Annotated in this window: 28 protein-coding genes; 10 read left to right on the top strand and 18 right to left on the bottom strand. The window is 67.2% G+C overall.

Translation table 11 applies throughout. The annotated features are described in order from the left end of the window. Positions 1 to 293: 293 nt before the first annotated feature. Positions 294 to 716, top strand: a complete 423-nt coding sequence (locus JZ791_RS29785) for a hypothetical protein (protein WP_216898789.1) — start codon at positions 294 to 296, stop codon at positions 714 to 716. 42 nt (positions 717 to 758) lie between these two features. Continuing rightward, a complete protein-coding gene (locus tag JZ791_RS29780) occupies positions 759 to 1,502 on the top strand; it encodes a VIT1/CCC1 transporter family protein (protein WP_216898787.1) in 744 nt (247 codons plus the stop codon). A 47-nt stretch (positions 1,503 to 1,549) separates the two neighbouring features. On the opposite strand, the gene trpS is transcribed toward JZ791_RS29780, so the two are convergent. After that, positions 1,550 to 2,527 carry a tryptophan--tRNA ligase gene (gene trpS / locus JZ791_RS29775; protein WP_216898785.1) on the bottom strand — a complete coding sequence of 326 codons (978 nt, stop codon included), beginning with the start codon at positions 2,525 to 2,527 and terminating at the stop codon, positions 1,550 to 1,552. 282 nt (positions 2,528 to 2,809) lie between these two features. On the opposite strand from trpS, the gene yczE reads away from it, so the two are divergent. After that, positions 2,810 to 3,433 (top strand): membrane protein YczE, encoded by a 624-nt coding sequence (yczE, locus tag JZ791_RS29770; protein WP_216898783.1) that lies wholly within the window; start codon positions 2,810 to 2,812, stop codon positions 3,431 to 3,433. Between the two features lies 1 nt (position 3,434). Here yczE and JZ791_RS29765 read toward each other — a convergent pair whose 3' ends face one another. From JZ791_RS29765 to JZ791_RS29750, 4 genes are all read right to left on the bottom strand, one after another. Further along, positions 3,435 to 4,082 (bottom strand): pentapeptide repeat-containing protein, encoded by a 648-nt coding sequence (locus JZ791_RS29765; RefSeq protein WP_216898781.1) that lies wholly within the window; start codon positions 4,080 to 4,082, stop codon positions 3,435 to 3,437. Positions 4,083 to 4,232: 150 nt separating this feature from the next. Continuing rightward, entirely contained in the window at positions 4,233 to 4,976 is a 744-nt protein-coding gene (locus JZ791_RS29760; protein ID WP_216898779.1) for a hypothetical protein, read from the bottom strand. Between the two features lie 123 nt (positions 4,977 to 5,099). Continuing rightward, complete coding sequence (locus JZ791_RS29755; RefSeq protein WP_216898777.1) at positions 5,100 to 5,714, bottom strand: NAD-dependent epimerase/dehydratase family protein; 615 nt, start codon at positions 5,712 to 5,714, stop codon at positions 5,100 to 5,102. A gap of 34 nt (positions 5,715 to 5,748) precedes the next feature. Next, a complete protein-coding gene (locus tag JZ791_RS29750) occupies positions 5,749 to 6,762 on the bottom strand; it encodes a zinc-dependent alcohol dehydrogenase family protein (RefSeq protein ID WP_216898775.1) in 1,014 nt (337 codons plus the stop codon). A gap of 86 nt (positions 6,763 to 6,848) precedes the next feature. On the opposite strand from JZ791_RS29750, the gene JZ791_RS29745 reads away from it, so the two are divergent. Then, positions 6,849 to 7,640, top strand: coding sequence for a helix-turn-helix domain-containing protein (locus JZ791_RS29745; protein ID WP_254206524.1), 792 nt, complete (start codon positions 6,849 to 6,851; stop codon positions 7,638 to 7,640). 2 nt (positions 7,641 to 7,642) lie between these two features. On the opposite strand, the gene JZ791_RS29740 is transcribed toward JZ791_RS29745, so the two are convergent. Then, complete coding sequence (locus JZ791_RS29740) at positions 7,643 to 8,560, bottom strand: LysR family transcriptional regulator (RefSeq protein ID WP_308163151.1); 918 nt, start codon at positions 8,558 to 8,560, stop codon at positions 7,643 to 7,645. Between the two features lie 202 nt (positions 8,561 to 8,762). On the opposite strand from JZ791_RS29740, the gene JZ791_RS29735 reads away from it, so the two are divergent. Both JZ791_RS29735 and JZ791_RS29730 read left to right on the top strand, forming a co-directional pair. Continuing rightward, positions 8,763 to 9,416 (top strand): PadR family transcriptional regulator, encoded by a 654-nt coding sequence (locus JZ791_RS29735; RefSeq protein WP_216898771.1) that lies wholly within the window; start codon positions 8,763 to 8,765, stop codon positions 9,414 to 9,416. A gap of 191 nt (positions 9,417 to 9,607) precedes the next feature. Continuing rightward, positions 9,608 to 10,816, top strand: coding sequence for an FAD-dependent oxidoreductase (locus JZ791_RS29730; RefSeq protein ID WP_216898769.1), 1,209 nt, complete (start codon positions 9,608 to 9,610; stop codon positions 10,814 to 10,816). Positions 10,817 to 10,998: 182 nt separating this feature from the next. Here the strand turns inward: JZ791_RS29730 and JZ791_RS29725 are convergent, their stop codons facing one another. Beyond that, positions 10,999 to 13,035, bottom strand: coding sequence for an MDR family MFS transporter (locus tag JZ791_RS29725; protein WP_216898767.1), 2,037 nt, complete (start codon positions 13,033 to 13,035; stop codon positions 10,999 to 11,001). Between the two features lie 195 nt (positions 13,036 to 13,230). On the opposite strand from JZ791_RS29725, the gene JZ791_RS29720 reads away from it, so the two are divergent. Genes JZ791_RS29720 through JZ791_RS29710 form a run of 3 tightly spaced genes read left to right on the top strand, consistent with a single transcriptional unit; the run spans position 13,231 to position 14,953 of the window. Further along, the gene (locus JZ791_RS29720) at positions 13,231 to 14,106 is read left to right on the top strand and encodes an oxidoreductase (protein WP_216898765.1); all 876 of its coding nucleotides are present in this window, start codon (positions 13,231 to 13,233) and stop codon (positions 14,104 to 14,106) included. A 53-nt stretch (positions 14,107 to 14,159) separates the two neighbouring features. Then, on the top strand, positions 14,160 to 14,588 hold the full coding sequence (locus tag JZ791_RS29715) for a transcriptional regulator (protein ID WP_216898763.1): 429 nt from the start codon (positions 14,160 to 14,162) through the stop codon (positions 14,586 to 14,588). Continuing rightward, a complete protein-coding gene (locus tag JZ791_RS29710) occupies positions 14,585 to 14,953 on the top strand; it encodes a DUF3817 domain-containing protein (RefSeq protein WP_216898762.1) in 369 nt (122 codons plus the stop codon). The genes JZ791_RS29715 and JZ791_RS29710 overlap by 4 nt, the downstream gene beginning before the upstream one ends. 24 nt (positions 14,954 to 14,977) lie before the next feature. On the opposite strand, the gene JZ791_RS29705 is transcribed toward JZ791_RS29710, so the two are convergent. From JZ791_RS29705 to clpS, 11 genes are all read right to left on the bottom strand, one after another. Beyond that, positions 14,978 to 15,241 carry a Txe/YoeB family addiction module toxin gene (locus JZ791_RS29705; RefSeq protein ID WP_216898760.1) on the bottom strand — a complete coding sequence of 88 codons (264 nt, stop codon included), beginning with the start codon at positions 15,239 to 15,241 and terminating at the stop codon, positions 14,978 to 14,980. After that, complete coding sequence (locus tag JZ791_RS29700) at positions 15,238 to 15,501, bottom strand: type II toxin-antitoxin system Phd/YefM family antitoxin (protein ID WP_216898758.1); 264 nt, start codon at positions 15,499 to 15,501, stop codon at positions 15,238 to 15,240. The genes JZ791_RS29705 and JZ791_RS29700 overlap by 4 nt, the downstream gene beginning before the upstream one ends. Positions 15,502 to 15,551: 50 nt before the next feature. Then, positions 15,552 to 16,154, bottom strand: coding sequence for an RdgB/HAM1 family non-canonical purine NTP pyrophosphatase (rdgB, locus tag JZ791_RS29695; protein ID WP_216898756.1), 603 nt, complete (start codon positions 16,152 to 16,154; stop codon positions 15,552 to 15,554). After that, the gene (gene rph / locus JZ791_RS29690) at positions 16,154 to 16,918 is read right to left on the bottom strand and encodes a ribonuclease PH (RefSeq protein ID WP_216898754.1); all 765 of its coding nucleotides are present in this window, start codon (positions 16,916 to 16,918) and stop codon (positions 16,154 to 16,156) included. The genes rdgB and rph overlap by 1 nt, the downstream gene beginning before the upstream one ends. Before the next feature lie 155 nt (positions 16,919 to 17,073). Further along, positions 17,074 to 17,841, bottom strand: coding sequence for a cyclic nucleotide-degrading phosphodiesterase (locus JZ791_RS29685; RefSeq protein WP_216898752.1), 768 nt, complete (start codon positions 17,839 to 17,841; stop codon positions 17,074 to 17,076). A gap of 66 nt (positions 17,842 to 17,907) precedes the next feature. After that, a complete protein-coding gene (locus JZ791_RS29680; RefSeq protein WP_254206522.1) occupies positions 17,908 to 18,606 on the bottom strand; it encodes a rhomboid family intramembrane serine protease in 699 nt (232 codons plus the stop codon). A gap of 89 nt (positions 18,607 to 18,695) precedes the next feature. Then, positions 18,696 to 19,658, bottom strand: coding sequence for a PLP-dependent cysteine synthase family protein (locus tag JZ791_RS29675; RefSeq protein WP_216898750.1), 963 nt, complete (start codon positions 19,656 to 19,658; stop codon positions 18,696 to 18,698). Positions 19,659 to 19,660: 2 nt separating this feature from the next. Beyond that, positions 19,661 to 19,960 (bottom strand): MoaD/ThiS family protein, encoded by a 300-nt coding sequence (locus JZ791_RS29670; RefSeq protein WP_216898748.1) that lies wholly within the window; start codon positions 19,958 to 19,960, stop codon positions 19,661 to 19,663. A gap of 78 nt (positions 19,961 to 20,038) precedes the next feature. After that, positions 20,039 to 20,455, bottom strand: coding sequence for a M67 family metallopeptidase (locus tag JZ791_RS29665; RefSeq protein WP_216898746.1), 417 nt, complete (start codon positions 20,453 to 20,455; stop codon positions 20,039 to 20,041). Positions 20,456 to 20,654: 199 nt separating this feature from the next. Continuing rightward, positions 20,655 to 21,224 (bottom strand): oxidative stress transcriptional regulator AosR, encoded by a 570-nt coding sequence (aosR, locus tag JZ791_RS29660; RefSeq protein ID WP_216898744.1) that lies wholly within the window; start codon positions 21,222 to 21,224, stop codon positions 20,655 to 20,657. A 22-nt stretch (positions 21,225 to 21,246) separates the two neighbouring features. Beyond that, positions 21,247 to 21,594, bottom strand: a complete 348-nt coding sequence (gene clpS, locus JZ791_RS29655) for an ATP-dependent Clp protease adapter ClpS (RefSeq protein WP_216898742.1) — start codon at positions 21,592 to 21,594, stop codon at positions 21,247 to 21,249. Positions 21,595 to 21,724: 130 nt separating this feature from the next. Between clpS and JZ791_RS29650 the strand changes: the two genes are divergently transcribed. Beyond that, complete coding sequence (locus JZ791_RS29650; RefSeq protein WP_438804569.1) at positions 21,725 to 23,053, top strand: nicotinate phosphoribosyltransferase; 1,329 nt, start codon at positions 21,725 to 21,727, stop codon at positions 23,051 to 23,053. Positions 23,054 to 23,143 lie beyond the last annotated feature (90 nt).

Below are 23,143 nucleotides of genomic sequence, written 5' to 3'. Positions count from 1 at the left end.
CCGCTGCACCCCCCTCCGCAACCCCCGCCGCTTCGACACACTCCGCAATCAGAGGCCGATTCCCGCGATTGAGAATCGCGCCGACCCCTTTACCCAACAACCCGTGCGGGTTCCCGAGCTGATCGGCCAGAGTAGACATCACACGCGCGACGACAGGATTCACGACCCGGATGCTACCGAGCCCGCGTGTCCGGCGCCCGGACCGCAGTGCCGCCACTGCGGCCCGTGTGCCCGGATCCGAACCCGTGGACTCCGGTCGGCCAGAATTTGGTCGGTGCCACCCGGATGCTCCCATGACGACGGCAGGAGGCAGGAATCCGTTGCCAGCGGACGAATTCGTCGTCGAGGTCTTTCTCGTGGCCGTCCGCGACCCAGTGTCGGATCAGGAGGCTCGTCGCTGGTGGAACTCGAAGGAATCCGTCGTGGACGATCTGGTCGACCAATGCCCTCGATTGCCGCTCGGCCGGACAGACGTCTATTCCGACCACCCCGACGGCCCGGCGGAACGGGTCGACTCGCTGCTGTTCCTTCGTGGAACGACCCCGGTCTACAACTTGCCTCTGCTCGACCGCGTACTGCACGAGGAGATTCTCGCCGCATCCGAACCCCGCGAGAATGATCGCTTCCCCGCCACCTCCGTCGCCGAACTCCGCCGCTTCCTCGACGAGCATCGAGACTCGTACGTGATCACAGTCAGCGCCGACGGCACGGGATGAACCTACGAACCGGGCAATGTGTTCAGGTTTAGTGTGCTCCTCGTGGACGAGACCGACGAGAATGCCGCGACCTCCGAGAACCAGGCGCATCCGCACGAACCGCACGGCAACGGGCTGGCGTCGCGGCTGAACTGGCTGCGGGCCGGGGTGCTCGGGGCGAACGACGGGATCGTGTCGACCGCCGGTCTGGTGGTCGGCGTCGCGGCGGCGACGACCACCACCTCGGCGATCCTGACCGCCGGCATCTCGGGGCTGGCCGCGGGCGCGCTGTCGATGGCGGCGGGCGAATACGTCTCGGTCAGTACCCAACGCGACAGCGAGCGGGCGCTACTGGCCAAGGAACGCCGGGAACTGCGCGACGAGCCCGATTTCGAACTGACCGAACTCGCGCAGATCTACGTGGGCAAGGGACTGTCGCCCGCGACCGCTCGCCTCGTCGCCGACGAACTCACCGCCCACGACGCGTTCACCGCCCATGCCGAGGCCGAATTGGGGCTGGACCCGAGCGATCTGACCAATCCGTGGCAGGCCGCGGGGTCCTCGGCGATCTCGTTCACCATCGGTGCGCTGCTGCCCATACTGGCGATCCTGCTGCCGCCGGTGTCCTGGCGGATCCCGGTGACCTTCGTCGCGGTCCTGATCGCACTGATCCTGACCGGCTCGATCAGCGCCCGCCTCGGCCGCAGCAACCCGCGCCGAGCGGTGCTCCGGGTCGTGGTGGGCGGCGCCCTGGCGATGGCGGTGACCTATGGCATCGGCCAGGTGGCGGGCGTGTCCGGCCTATAGATCCTCCACACGCCAGTCCGGGCCCGCACCTCCCGTAGCCTCGGCCCTCATTCGGGGAGCAGCCCGATCGCTCGCTTCGCCGCGGCCACCTTCGTTCCCGCGAGCATCCTGGCCTCGATCGCACCGTCCCGCAACACCTTGCGCACGATGCCCGGATCCCGGCTCAGCTCGGCGTAGCGGTGCTGGATCGGCTCCAGCACGGCGACAACGGCGTCGGTCACGGCCTGCTTCAGCTCGCGGTAACCGGTGAACTCCTCGGCCAGCCGGCCCGGGTCGTCACCCGTACAGGCCGCCAGGATCGTCAGCAGATTGGCCAGGCCGGGCCGGGTCACCGGATCGTATCCGACCGTGCGGCCGGCATCGGTGATCGCACGCATCACCTTGTGGTGCACCACATCCGGGGGATCCAGCAGACGCACCGATCCCGGGCTCGCCACCGACTTGCTCATCTTGTCCGCAGGCCGGACCAGATCCATGACGCGTGCCGCGATCGGCGGATTGACCATGCGGGGCACGGTGAACACCCGTCCATAGGCGGCATTGAATCGCTCGGCAATGTCGCGGGCGAGTTCGACGTGCTGGCGCTGATCGTCGCCGACCGGGATCTCCCCGGCGTCGTACAGCAGGATATCGGCGGCCATCAGCACCGGATAGGTCAGCAGCGACACCCTGATCTGTTCTTGTCGCCGGGATTTCTCCTTGAACTGGATCATCCGGTGCACCTCGCCGTATCCGGTGACGCACTCCAGCAGATAGTGCAGCTCGGCATGTTCGGGGACGTGGGACTGCACCAGGAACAGGGTGCGTTGCTCGTCCAGCCCGGCAGCCAGCAGCAGGGTCACGAATTCCAGTGTGCGCCTGCGAACCTCGGCCGGGTCATGGTCGATGGTCAGGGCGTGCAGATCGGAGACGAACACGATGCTCTCGCCGGGGATCTGCCGTCGTACGGCAGGTTCGATCGCACCGAAGTAGTTGCCGAGATGCAGCTCACCCGAGGGGGTGAAGCCGGTGATACGCCGCGTCATGGGGTGTCCTTTCGGGGTGGGCCGCCCAGCCGGACCACCGCCCGCACGCATGCGAAACGGCCGCCCGGTGGGCGGCCGCGATGGTGGGAAGATGCGGGAATGGGCCGCCCGTCAGGGCAGCCACCACACGAAATACGTCGAGGTCCGCATAGTTGGCAGGGTATCGGTCATGTGCGGTGCGACGCGACTGGTTTTCCGCCGATGCGGTGGCGAACCCCGAACAGTCCAGTAATCCAGAAGTGGCCCTGTATTAACAGTCCAATTATCCTGCAATCTATCCTCATGCTGTTTCGTCGCCTGCTCGCGCTGTATGCCGGACTGTGGATGTACGGGTTCTCGATGGCCGTCATGATCCGGGCCGGGCTCGGACTGGATCCCTGGGACGTTTTCCACCAGGGCGTGGCACGGCATATTCCGGTCAGCTTCGGCACGGTCACGGCGATCACCGGCGTCGCCGTGCTGCTGGCGTGGATACCGCTGCGGCAGCGGCCCGGACTGGGCACGGTGAGCAATGTCGTGGTGATCGCGGTGTCGGTCGACAACGGGCTGCGCTGGCTGCCGCATGCGCACGGTCTGATTCTGCAGATCGGGGCGATGATCGCGGCCGTGCTGCTCAACGCCGTCGCCACCGTGCTGTACATCGGCGCCGGGATGGGGCCGGGCCCACGCGATGGACTGATGACTGGACTGGTTGCCCGGACCGGCTGGTCCGTCTGGCCCATCCGCACGTCGATCGAGGCCACAGTGCTGCTCACCGGGTGGCTGCTGGGCGGCAGCGTCGGGGTGGGCACCGTCGTCTACGCCTTCGGCATCGGGCCGCTGATCCACCTGCTGATCCCGTTCGTGCGCCGCCGGCTGCCCGGATTCCCGGTCCCGGTCCGGCGCAGCGAGCCGGTATCCGCCTGATTCAGTTGTCGCGCACGATAATTCCGGCGGCCCGCGCGAATGCCGGTGCGAGATCCATGAGTTGTGGGGTGTTGACCACAGCGCCCCTCAACGCATCGATACCCGCGTTCAGATCCAGGGTGGCGGCGCCGCGCAGATCGACATCGTGCAACTTCGCGCCGTGCAGGGTGATTCCGTCGAGCCGGGACCCGGGAAAACTGATCCGGCGCAGTGTGGCCTCGGCGAAATCGGTGTCGCGCAGCACGCAATCGGTGAAGGTCACGTCTTGCAGCGTGGCGTTGCGGAAGTTCACCGAATCGAATTTGCATCCCTCGAACCGAATCCGCCGTAGCTCGGCGCCGACCGCCTCCACCCCGGACAGCGCGCACTCCACGAATTCCGCGTCCCGCCAGCCGGATTGGCCCAGGTTCGATCCGATCCAGCGCACCCCCCGTGACCAGACATCCTCGAACCGGCCGTAGCGCAGCACACCACCGGCGAATTCGACCGCGGTCAACGCGGATTCGGTGAACCGCACCCCGCTGACCTCGAGCGCGTCGAAGGTGACACCGTCGATGTGCACACCCTCGTAATCCGAGTCGGATTGCGGTTGACCGTCGAATGCTTCGAGAAACCGGGCATACGGCAGATCGGCGAGTTCACGAGGCACCCCAGCACCCTATCCGCGCCGCGGATCCGATCACCCGGCCGCCCCGCACCAGCCAATCGGCCGGACGACACGGCGGCCGATGGCATCGAGGCGCAGGGCCGCAATCCCTGTGTGTTCTCGGACGGGTCCGACCAGTAGGACCGCCCATCACTAACGCGGCGGTGGCGGCGGCGGGAACGGCAATGCCGGCAATTGGAACGGCGGCAGCCCGAACGGTGGCGGCGGCGCAGGAGGTTCCGGCGCGGGCGGTGGCGGCGCGGGCGCAGGCGGGGGTTCGGGCACGAACTGTTGTTCAGGCGCAGATGGCGGCTCCGGCGCTGGTAGTTCCGGCGCGGCCGCAGGCGGCGCGGGCGGCACGGGCGCGGGCGGCGGAGTCCCCGCCGGACCTGGCTGCCCGGGTCGCGGCTGTGCCGGAACAGGTCCCAGCGCAGCCGGAGGCGGGGTCGGCGCGCCCGCATCCCCTTGGCCCCGCGGCACGCACGCCCAGGCCGGTCCCGGACCGATCACCCACCGCGCGGCGATGTCGTCGTGCGAGCAGTCGTCGCCCACCCGATGGTCGTTGCTGACCAGCCCGGGCGCCGCGCAGACCCATCGGCCGTTGCGCTGCTGCCACCGCATGGCGATGTAGTCGTGAGAGCAGTCCTGCCCCTCGGTATGCGGCTGCGGCGCACCGGGCGGCGCGATCGGAACGTCGGCCGGGCCGACGATCCTGGTGCTCGCGACGGGCGAGGGATTCGTGACCGCGACGTCCTTGCTCGATGTGTAGAACAGCACCCCGATCGCCGCGGCGATCACGACAACGACCGCCGCGGCCGCGACGAGTGCCATCCGCGGAGCGGCGAAACCCTCGCCGTCCGGCGGCCCGCTCTGCTGCTCGCTATTCGGTGACGCCATAGCCGGAACCTTTCGTTCACCAGAAGCACTGCTGATCCGAAAGCCCATTCACCGGGCACGTTACCGAAATAATTCACGAACTGGACAGTTTGACGCGCATGTTCTTCAGTTGCGACAACCCTGTTATCTCACCGGTTCGAAATCGGTGGCCCCGTCGTCGGTCACCGCATAGATGCCGCTGGCCAAATCCAACGCCAGCACCGTGCGGGCCGCGGCCTCGTCGACGTGGATACGCGGCGGCTCGGGCTGGTTCTCCCCCTCCGGGTAGTACGTCCCGGGACCGTAGAACTGCCCGTAGCGCAGCACCACACCGCCGATGCCGAGGACCTCCTGCTCCAGGAACTCCTGCGCGGCCTGTCCCTCGCCGCCCGTCTCCCACGCGATACTCTGCGCCAGAAAACGTTTCGCACCCGCCGCCTGCGCCGCGGCGATCAGATTCGCGGTGCCCTCCCTGCGCATGCGCGCATTCGCGCTCCGCCCGGCGGGCAAATCCTCGGCGCGATCGGGCAGATCGGTGAGCTGATGCATGACCATGTCCGGCCCGAACTCCCGCACCGCCCGCTCCAGCGCGGCGGCGTCGAATACGTCGCACACCACCGGCTCGGCGCCCAACTCCGCAAGCATCCCGGCCTTCTCCGGCGTACGAGTCATCCCCGCCACCACACATTCGGCGGCAATCAACATCGGCGTCAATCGGATGCCCAGCACACCGCTGGCACCCGCCACGAAGATCCTCACCCGGCCCACTGTAACGACCAACACCCGGCCGCGTTCACGACTGGGCGATCACCACTTTCCCGAAGGGGTTGTCATCGCGGAAGTACCGGTATGCCTCGACTCCGTCCGCGAAATCGACGATCCGATCTACGACCGGGCGCATCCCGTGTTCGGCGATGGCACGGTTCATCGCCTCGTAGTCGGTGCGGCTGCCGACGGCGATTCTGCGGATCGACAGATATCGCCCACCGAAGACGTCGATGATCGGCTCGGTGGCCGGGAAGGCTCCGATGAGCGTGATGTTCGCGTTGAATGCGGCGGAGGCGACGGATTTCGGCAGGGTCGGCATGCCGACGGCATCGACCACATGGTCGACGCCGTCGCCCCCGGTCGCGTCCGCTACCGCGTGTTCCCAGTCGGGGGTCGCGGTGCGGTCGACCACGAGGTCCGCGCCGAGTTCGCGCAGCCGTTTCGCCTTGTCCGGCGTCGAGGTGATGGAGATGACCCGGGCGCCGTGCATCCTGGCGAACTGCACCGCGAACAGCGCGACCACGCCCGTGCCGACGGTCAGCACCGTCGCCTCGGCCGTGAGCGGCACCGGACCGGTGAGCGCCTTCCATGCGACGACGCCGCCACATGTGAGGCTCGCGGCCTCGGCGTCGGTGAGATGCGCGGGTGGCACGACAATCGAATCCTCATCCAGCACAACATATGTGGCGAGCCAGCCGTCGTACGTGGCGCCGAATTGCTCACGGACCCGCGCGAGCCGTTGCGGCCCGTCGACCCAGTGCAGGAAGTAGGTCGAACTGACCCGATCACCGACCGCGACGCGGGTGACGTCGTCGCCTACCAGGATCACCTCGCCCACACCATCGGACAGCGGGACCACACCCGGCCGCGCGGGCAGCGGATAGCTGCCCTCCATCAACATCAGATCGCGCCGGTTCAGCGAGGCCGCCAGCACCCGAACCACGACCTGCCCCGGTCCGGGCGTCGGCGGCGCCTGCTCCCGGACGGTCAGTCCGTCCACTCCGCGTTCCGGAACAAGGTGGTATGCACTGTCATTCATGCCACCGAGTGTGCTCATCCGACCGCGGCCACGCGATTCCCTCGAGGGTATGGCGTGGCCGCCCCGCGACGTCGATCATGGGCACTATGACGGTAGCCCAGACCGAGCACGGTTTCGCCCGTGAGCTGCGGCGCTGGCGCGGACTGCGGCGCTGGAGCCAGCTCGATCTCGCGATCCGCGCCGACACCACCCAGCGCTACCTCAGCTATCTCGAACAGGGCCGCTCCCATCCCGGGCGGGCCATGGTGGTGCGGCTGGCCGAATCGCTGCAACTGTCGCTGCGCGAGCGCAACGCACTGCTGATGTCGGCGGGATACACGCCGATCTTCGGCGAATCCGGTTTCGAAACAACGGAATTGGAGCCGATCCGGACCGCACTGCGAGCGATCCTGGACGGCCACATGCCCTATCCGGCACTGGTCGTGGACCGGCACGGCACACTGCTGGAGGCCAATGCGGCGTTCACACTGTTCATCGAGGGCTGCGCACCCGAACTACTGCGACCACCGGTGAACGTCCGGCGCCTCACCCTGCACCCGGACGGTCTGGCCCGGCGCGTGATCAACCTGCCCGAATGGGGTCGCCACGTGACCGAGGCCCTACGCAACAAGGTGCGGATCAGCCCCGATCCCGAGCTCGAGGAACTCATCGCCGAACTGGACGGCTACCTCCCGCCAGCCGAACTCGGCCCCGGCTACCTCGGCTTCGCGGTCCCGCTGCGCCTACACAGCGACTCCGGCGAACTGCGGCTCATCACCACTCTCACCTCGTTCGCCACCGCCACCGACATCACCCTGGCCGAGCTGCACCTGGAGGCATTCCTGCCCGCCGACGAGGCCACCGCCGCAATCCTGCGCGAGCGTGCCGCGAATCTCTAGGGTCACCAGCTGCGCCCGACGCCGAGCAGTGCCTCGCGCACCAGATCCACGTGCGGGCGGGCCGGCGCGCCGATCCGCCGGGCCAGGAACGCGGTATTGATCGGCGGGTCATCGGGCGCGAGCAGCGCTACCAGATCACCCGAATCCAGCTGTGCCGCAATGAGATAGCGGGGCAATACACTGACCCCCGCACCCGCGACGACCAGGGCAGCCAGCGCGCGCAGATCGGCCGCGACCACCGCGGGCTCGGCGTCCAGGCGAGTGTCGAACACGTGTCGCCAGTACCGCCGCAGAATCGGCAGATCGGCCGCATAGCTCAGCAGCGGCACCGAGCCCAAGGCCGCGGGTCCGTCCAGGCGCAGACGGTCGGTATCGAGCCCCTTGGCCACATCCGGCGCGGCGACCAGCACGAATTCCTCGTCCATCAGCGTCTCGGTATGCACCGTGCGCCCGCGCGGACGTACGACCGAGACGATCAGGTCGTACTGCCCGGTGCGCAGCCCGGCCAGCAGATCCTCGGCGAGCCCGCTGGTGACGGTCAGCCGCACCCCCTGAGCCACCAGCGCCGCGAGCGCGGGCAGCACCAGCGCGGCCAGCATTTCGGCCGGACCACCCAGCTGCACCGGCGGCTGCGTGGTCGGAACCTGCACTCCCCCACCGGCGATCGCCTCGAGCGCGTCCATCGGCCCGGCCAGCCGCGCGGCCAGCTCGTCGGCCGCGTGGGTCGGCGTGACCCCGCGCGGCAGCCGCTCGAAAAGCTGTCTGCCCATCCGCCGTTCGAGCGTCTGCAACTGCGTGGTCACGGTGGGCTGGGACAACCCCACCAGCCGGGCCGCCGCGGTCACCGACCCGGCGCGATACACCGCGAGAAAGGTCCGCAACTGCACAAGATCCAGCCCGCCCTCGGTACTGTGCTCCACCGGCCCACCTCGCCGCTCGAACCGATCACCCCCGCACCCGAGTGTATTGGAGCCTGCGGTCCTGACGAGCCGGCAGTCCGTCGCGGTGCCGAGCGCCAGCGGTCAACAAGAACCCCCGACAAGTCAGGCGTTCAAAGGTACTTGTGCACGAATACTCGTAGACGTATATTCGTAAGCGAGCAATCGGACCGAGGAGGACACCATGGCAACAAAGCGCAAGGTCAACAACCTGTTGGCGCTGGCCGTGCTGTCCACACTGTTCGAACGGCCCATGCATCGCTACGAGATCGCGGCCGTGATGCGTGAGCGCGGTAAAGACCGCGATATGGACATCAAGTGGGGTTCGCTCTACACGGTGGTGCAGAACCTGGAAAAGCACGGTTTCCTCGAGATCACCGGCAGCGAACGCGACGGCGCGCGCCCCGAGCGCACCATCTACGCCATCACTCCCGCAGGCCGCGAGGAGGCCCTGGACTGGACCAGGGAGCTGCTCAGCACACCCCAGCCGACCCACAATCCGTTCGTGGCCGGGCTCGGCATCGCCGCCGCGCTCCCACCGGACGAGGTGAATGCCCTGCTGGGGCGGCGGTTGGAGCGATTGACCGAACGAATCACGGCCGCCCGCGCCGAGAGCGACAAATATCGCACCGTGGTACCCCGGCTGTTCCTCATCGAGGCCGAATTCGGCATAGCGATGCTCGAGGCCGAGATCGAATGGGTGCGTGCCCTGCGTGCCGATCTGTCGTCGGGCACCTTCCCCGACATCGACATGTGGCGCCGAGTGACCAGCGAAAACCTCGATGTACAAGAAGCCATCAAGATGGTGGAGAGGGGGGAATTCACAAAACCGACCTGACACCTGTCAGGTACGCGACGAAACCAGGCCCGGCCAGGTGCGGCAACACCCGACCGGACCCGATCGAATCACCGTCTCGAACCGCATCCGCACAGGCGAACCGGCCCAAGTTCAGCGACTTCAGGATAACGGGGCTCCCTGCGAATGGATCGGACGAGGCATCCACAACCATTCACAAAGGGAAAATAGCCATGTCCACAACACGGACCGCACTCATCATCGGCGGCGGCGTCGCCGGACCTGTCGCCGCGACCGCACTGCAGATGGCCGGAATCGAGGCCGCCGTCTACGAGGCCTATCCGGGCCCGGCCTACAACATCGGCAGTACCCTGGGCTTCGCCGCCAACGGCCTGGCCGCCCTGGACGTGATCGGCGCGGGCGACGCACTGCGCAGGGTCGCCCTGCCGATGCCCACCATGGCGATGGCGTTCGGGCACAAGACGGTCGAGATGCCCGGACTCACCGGCATCGAACCGCTGCAGATCATCGATCGCAGCGATCTGCACCAGGTGCTGCACGACCACGCCGTCGCGGCGGGCATTCGGTTCGAGTACGGCAAGCGCCTGGTCCGCGTCGAGGAGCATCCCGACGGCGTGACCGCGCACTTCGCCGACGGGACCAGCGCCACGGCCGACATCCTGATCGGCGCGGACGGCATCAAATCGACGGTGCGCACGCTCATCGACCCGAACGCGCCCGCCGCCGATTACACCGGAATGCTCGGCTTCGGGGCATACACCGAATCCGCATTCGACGTACCCCCGGAAACGATGTACTTCACCTTCGGCAAGAAGGCCTACTACCTGTATTCGGCCATGCCCGACGGCCGGGTCGGCTGGGGTGTGAACCTGCCGTACAAGCAGTACTTGAGCACCGCGGAGGCCCGAAGGGTGCCGAACGAGGAATGGCTGCGGATTCTGCTGGACACTTACGGCGAGGATTCGCCCGGCGGGGACTTCGTCCGCGACACCAAGCCCGAAAACCTGGTCTGCGTGGGTGGTTTGCACATCATGCCGCCGGTGCCGACCTGGTACCGCGGCCGGATGGTGCTTGTCGGCGACTCAGTGCACGCCCCGTCCAACAGCACCGGCCAGGGCGCATCCCAGGCCATCGAATCGGCCGTGCAGCTGGCCCGCTGCCTGCGCGATTTCAACGATCCGGCAACGGCTTTCGCCGCCTATGAGCGGATCCGGCGGCCTCGGGTCGAGCGGATCGCCGCGCGCGGCGCGAAGATCAACCACACCAAGACCCTCGGGCCGGTGATGCGCCGGATGATGCCGCTGGTCATGCCCCTGTTCGCCAAGACGAGCAAGTTCGAGGAGATCATGGTCCGCGAGCAGAGCTACACCATCGACTGGGCCGCTCCGGTGAACGAGCGGGCCGAACTGACCAGGGCGTAAACGCGATTCGCCGGGGACGACGGCATGCCGTCGTCCCTGGCGAACCCTCTCCCGGCGAACCCTCTCCCGGCGAACCTGCCACCCCAGCAAGTCCCGTCATCCCGGCGTGCTTTGGCCGCGATCCACCGCAACTCTGTGCACTGCACGTAGATTCCCGCCGAAAGCACGGGGGAACAACGGCGTCAGACCGGCGCGGCCGCCAGTTGCGGCCGATCGGACTCGTCCAGCAGTTTGGCGGCGATATTGTCCAGGGCCTGATCGAACAGCGCCCGATCGTCCGGATTCGAGCAGTTCCAGTCGTCGATCTGGGTGCACACCCAGCTGCGCCACGCCGCCTTGACCCGATCCGCCTCGGCTCGACCGGAATCGGTCAGATATATTTGCGTACCGTCGAATTCGATCGTACCGAGCTGAACAGCCTTGTGGTACACCGGTTCCAGCACCTCCGGCGGCATCCAATGCGACCGTGCGATCGCCTCGAGCGTCGCCTCGCCCCGCGCCCGGCGCTGCAACTGCACCTGTCCTATCGCCCAGAGCTGATCGCGGGTCAGCCGGGTGTCGGCGACCGCCTGGACCAGCGGCGCCGGAACCTTCTCGCTGGCGCGCATCCTGCGCATCAGGCTGGACAACGAACTTTCCAGCAGTACAACACGATCCGGCGACTCCGGCACCGAGAACCCGCCGCCCACATCGGTGGCCTCACCACGGATGCTGTCGCGCAGCGGCACCTCCTTCAGCAGCCAGGCGACCAGGAATCCCACGACCGCCACCGGCACCACCCACCGGAACACGTACTCGATGGAGGTGGCGTACGCGTCGATGATCGGATTCGCCTGCGCCTCGGGCAGTTTGCGCAGCGCCTGCGGGCTCTGCGCGGCCGCCGCCGGCACACCGGGCACCTTGGCCAGCGCCTCGCGCAGATTCGGCCCGATCTGATTGTTGTAGAGGGTGCCGAATATGGCGGTGCCGAATGTGCTTCCGAGCGTGCGGAAGAACGTCACCCCGGAGGTCGCGGTACCCAGATCCGAATAGGGCACGGTGTTCTGCACGACGATGGTCAGCACCTGCATGGACAAACCGATGCCCAAGCCCAGGATCAGCATGTACAACGATTCGAGCCAGATGCCGGTGCCACGCCCCATCGTCGACATCAGGCCGAGGCCGACGGCCATCACCGCAGTGCCCACGACCGGAAAATACTTGTAGCGCCCGGTCTTTCCGACTATCTGACCGGACAGGATCGAGGTGACGAACAGGCCGACGACCATCGGCAACGTCCGGAGTCCGGAGACGGTCGCCGAGACGCCGTCGACGTACTGGAGATACGACGGCAGATACGTCATCGCGCCGAGCATCGCGAACCCGACGATGAACGACAGGATCGAACACACGGTGAAGACGTTGCTGCGGAACAGACGCATCGGCAGCATAGGCTCGGCGGCCCGCAATTCGACGAAGACGAAGGCCGCCAGCAGGACCACCGCCGCGATGAACAGTCCGATGATCGTCGCCGAGCCCCACGGATACTGCTGGCCGCCCCATTCGAGCCCGAGGATCAGGCAGGCCACACCGAGCGCGACCAGTGCGATGCCCGCATAGTCGATGATCGGCCGGACCACCGCGCCCAGATGCGGAATCGCCCGCGCCGCAACGACGATCATGATGATCGCGATCGGCACGTTGACGTAGAAGCACCACCGCCAGCTCGCATGGTCGGTGAACAGCCCGCCCAGTGTCGGCCCGACGACGGTGGTGACGCCGAAGACCGCACCCAGCGCGCCCTGATATTTGCCGCGCTCACGCAGCGGGATGACATCGGCGATCAGCGCCATCGCCGTCACCATCAGCCCGCCCGCACCGATGCCCTGGATGGCGCGCGCGATGATCAGCAGCAGCATGCCGTTCGCGAGCCCGGAAACCATCGAGCCGATGATGAAGATCAGGCCGCTGAGCTGGAATACGAGCTTGCGGCCGAACAGGTCGCCGAGTTTTCCGGCCAGCGCGGTCGCGATGGCCTCGGCGAGCAGATAGGAGGTGACCACCCAGGCCATATGCCCGGCGCCGCCGAGGTCGTCGACGATGGTCGGCAGCGCGGTGGCCACGATGGTCTGGTCGAGCGCGGCCATGAGCATGCCGAGAACGATGGTGACGAAGACGATATTGGCCCGGGCGGAACTCACGGGCGCGGGGGAATCGGCAACTGCCGTGGCACCGGTCATTAGCTCAGTATGTGCGGTAACTCTCCTTTTCGGCCGGTAGACACGGAAATACGCCATCCGTAGCAGTTATGGCTATCTATCGGCATCCGTTTTTTGCGCATCACACACCGCGCACTACCACCGCAACTTACTCTGAAGTAAGGTTGTCACCGAGGCAGCACGCGCTGTCGAACACCTCCAGCAAAGGTCTGAGCAATGGCGTGGAAGCCCAGCGAAATTCCCGACCTCACCGGGCGCAGGTTCGTGATCACCGGGGCCAACGGGGGAATCGGCAAACAAACTACCAAGGTGCTGGCCGCCAAGGGCGCGAGCGTGATCATGGCCTGCCGCAACACCACCACCGCCCAGCAGATCGCCGACGGCATCGACGGTGACGTGTCGGTATCGGCCCTGGATCTGGCCGACCTGTCCTCGGTCCGCGCGTTCGCCGAGCGCTCCGGCGAATTCGACGTGCTGATCAACAATGCCGGGCTGATGAACATCCCGTATTCGCGCACCAAGGACGGTTTCGAAACCCAGTGGGGCGTCAACCATCTGGGCCATTACGCGCTCACCGGACTGCTGCTGGACCGGATCGGCGACCGCGTGGTGACCCTGGCCAGCATCGCGCACCGCCAGACCCCCAAGCTGTGGATCGACGACCTGAACTACGAGCACCGCCGCTACCAGCGCAATCTCGCCTACGCGCAGGCCAAGCTCTCGAATCTGATGTTCGCCCGCGAACTGCAGCGCCGGCTGTCCGAGGCCGGATCCCCGAAACGTTCGTACGCCGTGCATCCAGGGGTCTCGGCAACGGATCTGTTCACCCGCACCGAAACCATCGTCGACAAAATCGCCAAGCCCGCCATCGCGATCATCGGCCACTCGCCCGCCCACGCCGCGCATTCCAGCCTGTTCGCCGCGACCACGCCCGACGCCGACCCGACCGTCTACTGGGGTCCGACCCGCCTGTTCGGCAGCCAGGGGCCGGTCAAGGTCTCGCCCTCGAGCGCACTGTCCCAGAACCGCGATCTGTGGCGGCGACTGTGGGACGAGTCCGAACGCCTGACCGGCGTCACCTACAAGTTCTGACCCGGTCGGCCCTACCTCTACGGATCGTGTAGTAGACGAGTACCGTAGTAGGCGTGTCCGCTCCACACCGCCGCCCGGCCCTGATCATCCTGGTGATCCTCGCCGCGCTGACCTGTCTGTTACTGGGTTGGTGGCAGTGGGGCCGGTTCCAGTCGTCGACCGGGACAGGGCAGAACCTCGGCTATGCGCTGCAATGGCCGCTGTTCGCCGGGTTCGTGGTGTTCGCGTACTTCCGGTTCGTGCGACTCGAGACAGAGTCCGACGAGCAGGAAGATCCCGAACACCCCAAGGCGCCCAAACGTGTTGTGCAGCGCGAGATTCCCGACGGCATCCTGCCCGATCGGCCGACCGCGCGACGCGACGACGACCCGGTGCTCGCCGAATACAATCACTACCTGGCCGAATTGAACGCCCGGGACCTGCACGAACAGATGCACGACGCCGGGCTCGATGCCCGCGAGAGCGAGAGGAGCGCCGGTTGACCGCCAGCGACAACACCGAAACCGCCACCGCCGCCCCTGCGCGCCCCGCGACGGCCCCGGCGAAGGTCCGCCCGGCGTTCCTGCGGTATCGCGCGCTGGCCTGGGCCACTGGCTGCTGGCTGCTGCTGCTGTGCGCGGAGATGATCGTCAAGTACGGCTTCGGCGTGCACACCCCCAACTGGATCGCGGTCGTCCACGGCTGGGTCTACTTCGTCTATCTGATCGTCACAGCCGACCTCGCGGTCAAGGTCCGCTGGCCCGTCGCCCGCACGATCGGCACCCTCCTGGCCGGCACCATCCCCCTGCTGTCCTTCTTCGTCGAGCATAAGAACGCCCAGCAACTCAAGCAGAAGTACGACTTCTGATCGCTGCGCTCTTTTCGCCGGGACTCAGCGTCCGTAATGGAACCGGCAGGAGACGATCACCACATCCTCCTCGGTGATCGAGTACACGAGGCGATGTTCCTGAGTGATTCGCCGCGACCAGAACCCACTCAGATCTCCTCTGAGCGGCTCAGGCTTTCCGATGCCCTCATTGCCGTTCCGGCAGGTGTCGCTCACAAGCTGGTTGATGCGTTTGAGTATTTGACGGTCCTCACGCTGCCAATACACATACTCTTCCCACGCATCGGGGTGAAAGGTAATCTTCCTCATTCTGCCTCGTCCTCGAGCAGTTCATGACGCTCGCCGACGCCATCGCGCAGCTCGGCGATACGTCGTGTGAGGATCCGAGCGTTGGCTGCACTGGACAGCAAATACGCCGTCTCCCGCAGCGATTCGTACTCACGCTGCGGAATCATCACCACATTCTCGCTGCCTGGCCGGGTGATCACGACCTCCTCCTGATCGTTGATCACCGCATCAAGCGTGGCGGCGTACGCAGCGCGAGACTCCGACATAGTCATGATCTTCATCTTCCACCTCCATGTACATAATATTGTACATGGGCGAGTGACAGACGGCGCTACTTCACGAGGGCGGCCAATGCGGGTAGTAGTGCCTTCAGGGCACGGCCGCGGTGAGAGGCGGCGTCCTTCTCGGCGGGGGTGAGTTCGGCCGCGGAGACCGTGCCGCCGTCGGGAACGAACAGCGGGTCATAACCGAATCCGCCATCGCCCGCGGGCTTGCGGGCGACGTGCCCCGCCCATTCGCCCAGCATGACGACCTCGCGGCCGTCGGCGACCAGGGCACAGGCCGAGACGAAGCGGGCGCCGCGACGCGTGTCGGGAACATCGGACAGCTGGCCCAACAGCAACTCGTTGTTGGCCGCGTCGTCGCCGTGGCGACCGGACCAGCGCGCCGACAGGACACCGGGCATACCGTTCAGGGCGTCCACCGCGATGCCCGAATCGTCCGCGACACAGGCCAATCCGGTGGCCGCGGCCCCGTCGCGGGCCTTGGCCAGGGCATTCTCCTCGAACGTCGCGCCGGTCTCGGGGGCCTCCTCGTACGGCGGCACCTCGTTCAGGCCCACCACCTCGAGGCCCTCGATCCCGGCGTCGGCCAGGATCCGCCGCAGCTCGCCGAGCTTCTTGGCGTTGCGGCTGGCGACCAGCACCCGCCGCATTACTTACGCTTCTCCGGCTCGGGCAGCACGCCCGGATACGGCTGCGCCAGAACCTCCTTCTGGATGGCGAACAGCTGTTCACAGCCCGCCAGCGCGGAGTCCAGCAGCTTGTCCAGGGTGGAGCGCGGGAAGGTGGCGCCCTCGCCGGTGCCCTGGATCTCGACCAGGGTTCCGGTATCGGTGGCCACGACGTTCATATCGACCTCGGCGCGCGAATCCTCCTCGTACGGGAGGTCCAGACGCACCCGGCCGTCGACCACGCCGACGCTGACCGCGGCGATCATGCACGAGATGGGCTGCGGATCGGCCAGGCGGCCGGCCGCGCCGAGGTAGGTGATCGCATCGGACAGCGCGACATACGCGCCGGTGATGGCGGCGGTGCGGGTGCCGCCGTCGGCCTGCAGCACATCGCAGTCCAGGGCGATGGTGTTCTCGCCGATCGCGGCCAGGTCGATGCAGGCGCGCAGCGAACGGCCGACCAACCGGCTGATCTCCTGGGTGCGCCCGCCGACCTTGCCCTTGACCGACTCGCGGCCGCTGCGGGTGTGCGTGGCCGCGGGGAGCATCGCGTATTCGGCTGTCAGCCAGCCCAATCCGGAGTCGCGGCGCCACGGCGGCACGCCGTCGGTGACGCTCGCGGTGCACATCACCCGCGTCTGCCCGAATTCCACCAGCACCGATCCCGCTGGGTGCGTGGTGAATCCCCGGGTGATCCGGACCTCGCGGAGTTCATCGTCCGCCCTGCCATCGGCTCGTCTCGACACAGCCAGCAGCCTAATGCACCGTCATTCTGGAAGATTTCACCCCATCGTCCCGCACACCGCAGCCCGCACACCGCAGCCCGCGTCGGCCGCAGACCGCCCTTGCCCGGCTCGACCGAATGACAGTGACATTCGGCCGGTCCGGCATTGTGGGGAACTCAGTCGATATCGATGACCTCGCCGGGAGACACCGCGTGCACGGCCCCGGAGAACTGCTCCTTCGCTTCGGCGATGACATCCTCGCGGGAGGTCCACGGCGGGATATGCGTGAGCAGCAACTCACCCACTCCGGCCTTCGCGGCGATCATTCCGGCCTCGGCGCCGGACAGATGCACGCCCTCGGGACGATTGGCCGGATCGTGCGTCCACGACGCCTCCGACAGCAACACGTCCGCGCCCTGCGCGAGTTCGAAAACCGCCGGGCACAGCGCGGTGTCGCCGGTGTAGACCAGAACGCGCCCCGACGCGGTGGTGATCCGCAGACCGTACGCCTCCGGCGGGTGGAACATGCGGCGTGCCGTCACCGTGTGCCCGGGGGCGAACTCGATGGGCTCGCCTTCTTTCCACACGTGCATATCGATCACATCGGACCAGTCATCGGATTCGCCGCCGACCTCCGCCGACGCGTTGCCGATGCGCAGGGAGGTATCCGTTGGACCGCGCACGATCGCCTGACCGCTCGGCGGATTCGGGTGGAAGCGCCGCCACACCAGCAGGCCGGGAAGATCCAGGCAGTGGTCGGCGTGCAGGTGGGTCAGGAAGACGTCGACCTCACCGGGATCCAGGTGCCGCTGCAATGCGCCCAGTACGCCAGGACCGAAGTCGATCACCGTCGGAGTCATCTCCGGGCCGGTGAGCAGATACCCCGACGCGGGAGAATCCGGGCCGGACACACTGCCCGAGCACCCGAGAACGGTTAGGCGCATACCCTCATGCTGCCACGTTGCAGTACTCGTCAAGTAACGGTCCCCCTGGTCGGACGGGTCGCGCGCTCACCCGGCCGAGGGCAGGCGGCCGGGGGTGCCGCCCCGGCGAAGACGACGTTCATTACCGGAGAGTACCCACGCGGCTATCACTCCACCCACCGCGCCGAAAAGGTGGCCCTGCCACGAGATTCCGGGCTGCCCCGGCAACACGCCCAGCAGTATTCCGCCGTACAGCAATCCCACGACGACCCCGAGCACGATCTGCCAGACGTTGCGCGTGAACACCCCACGCAGGATCAGATAGATCAGCCAGCCGAACACCAGCCCCGACGCACCGATTGTCACCGAATTGCCAGCGCTGATCAGCCAGGCCCCCAGCCCGCTCACCACCCAGATGATCGCGGTCGCGACCAGCCCCCGCCCGATCCCGGTGAGCAGGGTCAGCAACCCGAGCACGACCACCGGCAGCGTATTGCCCAGCAGATGCGGCCAACTCCCGTGCAGCAGCGGAGCGAATACGACGCCGTCCAGCCCGGCGAGACTGCGCGGCCGGATCCCGGCATCACGATCGAGGGCGTACCCGGTGACGCTGTTCACGCCCTGAATGGCGTACAGCAGCACCACGAACCCGACCGTCCACACGATCGCCCGCCGCCACAGCACGTTCAGCGCACCCGAGGAGCGCGCCCCGGACGACCGTTCCAGCCCCGCGCGCAGACCCGCGACACGATCGGGATCGAAGGACGAACCCATCGGGGTAGTCATAACCGGTACCTCCTCGCGGGGCCCGAGCTGATGGATCCGGATACCGGACCTCGCACCTACGAGAGTACTGCGCCCCCACGACAAGCAGCTCAGGCCCAGAGCTGCCCGTCCAAACGATCCTCGGCCTCTTCCAGCGTCCCGTCGTATGCCCCGGTCGACAGGTACTTCCACCCGCCGTCCGCGACGACGAACGCGATATCGGCCCGCTTGCCCGCCTTCAGCGCCTTGCCCGCGATACCGAGCGCCGCGTGCAGGATCGCTCCCGTCGAGATGCCCGCGAAAATACCCTCCTGCGAGACCAATTCGCGGGTGCGGCGCACCGCGTCATAGGGACCGACGGAAAAGCGCGAGGTCAGCACGGATTCGTCGTACAACTCCGGCACGAATCCCTCGTCCAGATTGCGCAGCCCGTACACCAACTCGCCATAGCGTGGTTCGGCGGCGACGATATCGATCTCGGCGACCTGTTCGCGCAGATATCGCCCAGTGCCCATGAGGGTGCCGGTGGTGCCGAGTCCCGCCACGAAATGCGTGATCTCCGGCAGATCGGCGAGAATCTCCGGACCCGTCCCGCGATAGTGCGCGAGGGCATTGGCCGCATTGCCGTACTGGTACAGCATCACCCAGTCGGGATTCTCCGCCGCGAGTTTCTTGGCCCGCGCCACTGCCTCGTTCGAGCCGCCCGCGGCCGGCGAGCTGATGATCTCGGCGCCGTACATGGTCAGCAGCTGACGCCGCTCCACCGAGGTGTTCTCGGGCATCACGCAGATCAGGCGGTAACCCTTGAGCCTGGCCGCCATGGCCAGGGAGATACCGGTGTTGCCGCTGGTCGGTTCGAGGATCGTGCAGCCCGGCCGCAGCGTCCCGTCGGCCTCGGCCTGTTCGATCATCGCCAGCGCTGGGCGGTCCTTGATGGATCCGGTCGGGTTGCGGTCCTCGAGTTTGGCCCACAGCCGCACGTGGTCGTCACCGTCCCACCGCGGCGACAGCGTGCGCAGACCCACCAGCGGGGTGTTGCCGAGGGTCTCGATCAGCGATTCGTAGCGTGCCACGGCTAGCGGAAGTCGCCGACGGTATCGAATGCGCCTCCGGCCACGGCCGGAAGGATGGTCACCGTCCCGCCCTCGGGCACCTCGGCCTCGAGCCCGCCGGTGAAGCGCACGTCCTCGTCGTCGACGTAGATGTTGACGTAGCGGTTCAGCTTGCCATCCTTGAGCAGCCGCTCGCGCAGACCGGCGTGATTGGTCTCGAGGTCCTCGATCACCGCGGCGAGGGTGGCGCCTGATGCCTGGACCCGCTTCTCACCGCCGGTGAGGGGCCGCATGATGGTCGGGATGGACACGGTTACCGACATGGGGTACTCCTTGTTCTTCCTGGTCGAACGTTATCCCTGGGGGACGGTAGGCCGGCGGAGCCGGCGGGGTGGGCGAGCTCAGGCGTAATCGGGCACGATCCGCACGGGTTCCTCGGTGACCACGCCATCCACGATCCGGTAGCTACGCAGCTCGTGCTCCTGCGGATCGCGGGTGGAGACCAGCACGTAGTGGGCATTCGGCTCGGCGGCGTAGGAGATGTCGGTACGGCTCGGATATGCCTCGGTCGCGGTGTGCGAGTGGTAGACCACCATCGCCTCCTCGTCACGGTCGTCCATCTCCCGCCACACCCGCAGCTGCTCGCCGGAGTCGAACCGATAGAAGGTCGGCGACCGCTCGGCGTTGATCATCGCGACGAATCGTTCCGGGCGGTCCGTGCCCTCGGGTCCGGCGATGACCCCGCAGGCCTCGTCCGGATGATCGGCGCGGGCATGCGCCACCATCGCGTCCACGAGGTCGGCCCTGATCACCAGCACTATCGCATTCCTTCCGCATCGCACCGACCCACCGGCGCCGCTCGCGCGGCACCGAATGTTGTCGTCAACGGCCAAGAATATTCGGCTATTCCCAGGTCGAGAGCCGCGGCCCCGGCATTTCCCGCAACCGTCCGGGAAATCCGCTCGTCGCACTGCGTGTCAAGAGTTTCGCGCAGTGAGATTTTTACCCGGGCCCGTTCTACGGCGCGAGGGCCTGCAGCAGGGAGTCCTGCATCCAGGTGAGCCAGTGGTAGACGTCCAGGTGCGGGGCGCGCGGATCGCCGGGGTGCAACTGGTCGGGTGTGTCGGCGTCGATGCCGATCGCCGTGCCCAGGGCCAGGCGCACATCGTTGAGTGCGTTGAGCCAGGCGTCGGCCTGTTCCGGAGTGAGCACCACCTTGCCGCCCTGTGCGGGCAGGGTGTCCAGCAGCACCGATCCGGCGGCCAGTTTGTCGTCGATGATGTCCGGCTCGTGCAGGCCGCGCAGGGCGCTGTTGAGGTCGGCGCGATCGGCGTCCGGCGAGCCCGGTTCGGGCCGGTGGAACTCGGGCAACAGCCTGGCCAGTCGCGGATCCTCGGGCGGTGCGGTATTGCCGGTGCGTAACCCGGTCAACGCCGCGAGATCGTCCTGCGGGGCGGCATCGGCCCGGTCGCTGAGCAGTCCTGTCACTGCCCCGACCAGCGAACGCAGTACCTCCGCCTCCCGCGCGTCCATCTCGGACCGCAGCTTGAGCCCGCTCAGCGAGTTCTTCCTGCTCCACTTGCGCACGAGGTTACGGTAGTCGCCTCGATCAGTCGTCACGTTGCATGGTCGCCCAGAGCCCGGCGGCGTGCAGTCGCTGCACGTCATGCTCCATCTTGTCCCGCGAGCCGGACGACACTACCGCCTTTCCGTCGTTGTGGACCTTCAGCATGAGCTCGGTTGCCTTGCCTTTGCTGTACCCGAAAAGCTTCTGGAAGATGTAGGTGACGTAGTGCATCAGGTTGACCGGGTCATCCCATACGACCGTCACCCATGGACGGTCCTCTGCCTCGAGGATCTCGGTGTATTCGACGGCCTCGGGGGTCGCCTGCGACGCTGCCCGTATCGCGGTCGACTCGTCGGCGACGCGGACAGTGTCCTGAATGCACAGACCCATAGCCATCAGAGTACGACTCGGCTCCGAATAAACAACACCCACTCCGATGCTATTCGGCGACGGTCGCGGAGTTCGGCGGCAGCCGTGGAATGCGGCCCACCGGCCGGTGCGACGCGGTATTCGTCCCATTCTGGCTAGAGTCGACGGCGTGGACACCACAGTCTCCCCCAGTACCGCCCTGCTGACCGACCAGTACGAGCTCACCATGCTCGCGGCCGCCCTGGCGGACGGGTCGGCGCATCGGCGGTGCACCTTCGAGGTATTCGCCAGGCGCTTGCCGAATGGTCGCCGCTATGGTGTGACCGCAGGGCCCGGGCGAATGCTCGATGCGCTGGCCGAATTTCGTTTCGGGGATTCCGAACTCACGGTTGCCGACGGTTTCCTGGATTCGCTGACCATGGACTGGTTGCGCGAATACCAGTTCCGCGGCGATATCGACGGCTATCGCGAGGGCGAACTGTATTTCCCGGGCTCCCCGATCCTTTCGGTGCGCGGTACCTTCGCCGAATGCGTGATCCTGGAGACGCTGATCCTGTCGATCATGAACCACGACAGCGCCATCGCCTCGGCCGCCGCACGCATGGTCAGCGCCGCGGGCGGACGGCGGATGATCGAGATGGGCTCGCGGCGCACGCACGAGCTGGCCGCGCCCTCCAGCGCCCGCGCGGCCTATCTGGCCGGATTCGACGCGACCTCCAACCTGGAGGCCGTGCGCCGCTACGGGGTGCCCGGGGCGGGTACCAGCGCGCACGCGTTCACCCTGCTGCACAGCGGCTCGGACGGCGCGCACGAGGCCGCGGCGTTCCGCAGTCAGGTCGAGCGGCTCGGGGTCGGCACCACCCTGCTGGTGGACACCTTCGACATCACCCAGGGGGTGGCCACCGCGGTCGAGGTGGCCGGGCCAGAACTGGGCGGTGTGCGGATCGACTCCGGTGATCTGGGCGTGCTGGCGCGCCAGGTGCGCGATCAGCTCGACGCACTCGGGGCCACCCGCACCCGCATCGTGGTGTCGGGGGATCTGGACGAGTACGCGATCGCCTCGCTGCGCGCGGAACCCGTCGACGCCTACGGCGTGGGCACCGCGCTGGTCGTCGGCTCGGGCGCGCCGACGGCCGGGATGGTGTACAAGCTGGTCGAGGTCGAGGGGGTTCCGGTGGCCAAGCGCAGCAGCCACAAGGAATCTCGCGGCGGCACCAAGAAGGCGGTGCGGTTGTCCCGGCCGACCGGGACGGTCGTGGAGGAGATCGTGTTCCCCGCCGCGGGTCCCGCCCCCGAGGCGGGCGGATTCGAGGTGCGCGAACTGCTCACGCCGATGGTGCGCGGCGGCAAGATCTCCGAGGATCGCCCCGCCCTGCGCGAGAGCCGCGAACTCGTGGCGCGCGGACTGGTGAGCCTGCCGTGGGAGGGCCTGAAACTCTCGCCCGGGGAGCCCGCGATCCCCACCACGTTCCTACAATAGGTGGCGACCCCGCGGCGGCGCGGAACCTCGCCACCGTTGTCCCGGCGAGGAAACCGACCACCCGCACACCATGATTCAGCGGATCGAGGT

It is taken from the genome of Nocardia alni (assembly GCF_019038435.1).
Classification (GTDB): Bacteria; Actinomycetota; Actinomycetes; order Mycobacteriales; family Mycobacteriaceae; genus Nocardia; species Nocardia alni.
Note: the sequence above shows the minus strand (reverse complement) of the source record. Positions and strands in the feature narration are given on the sequence as shown.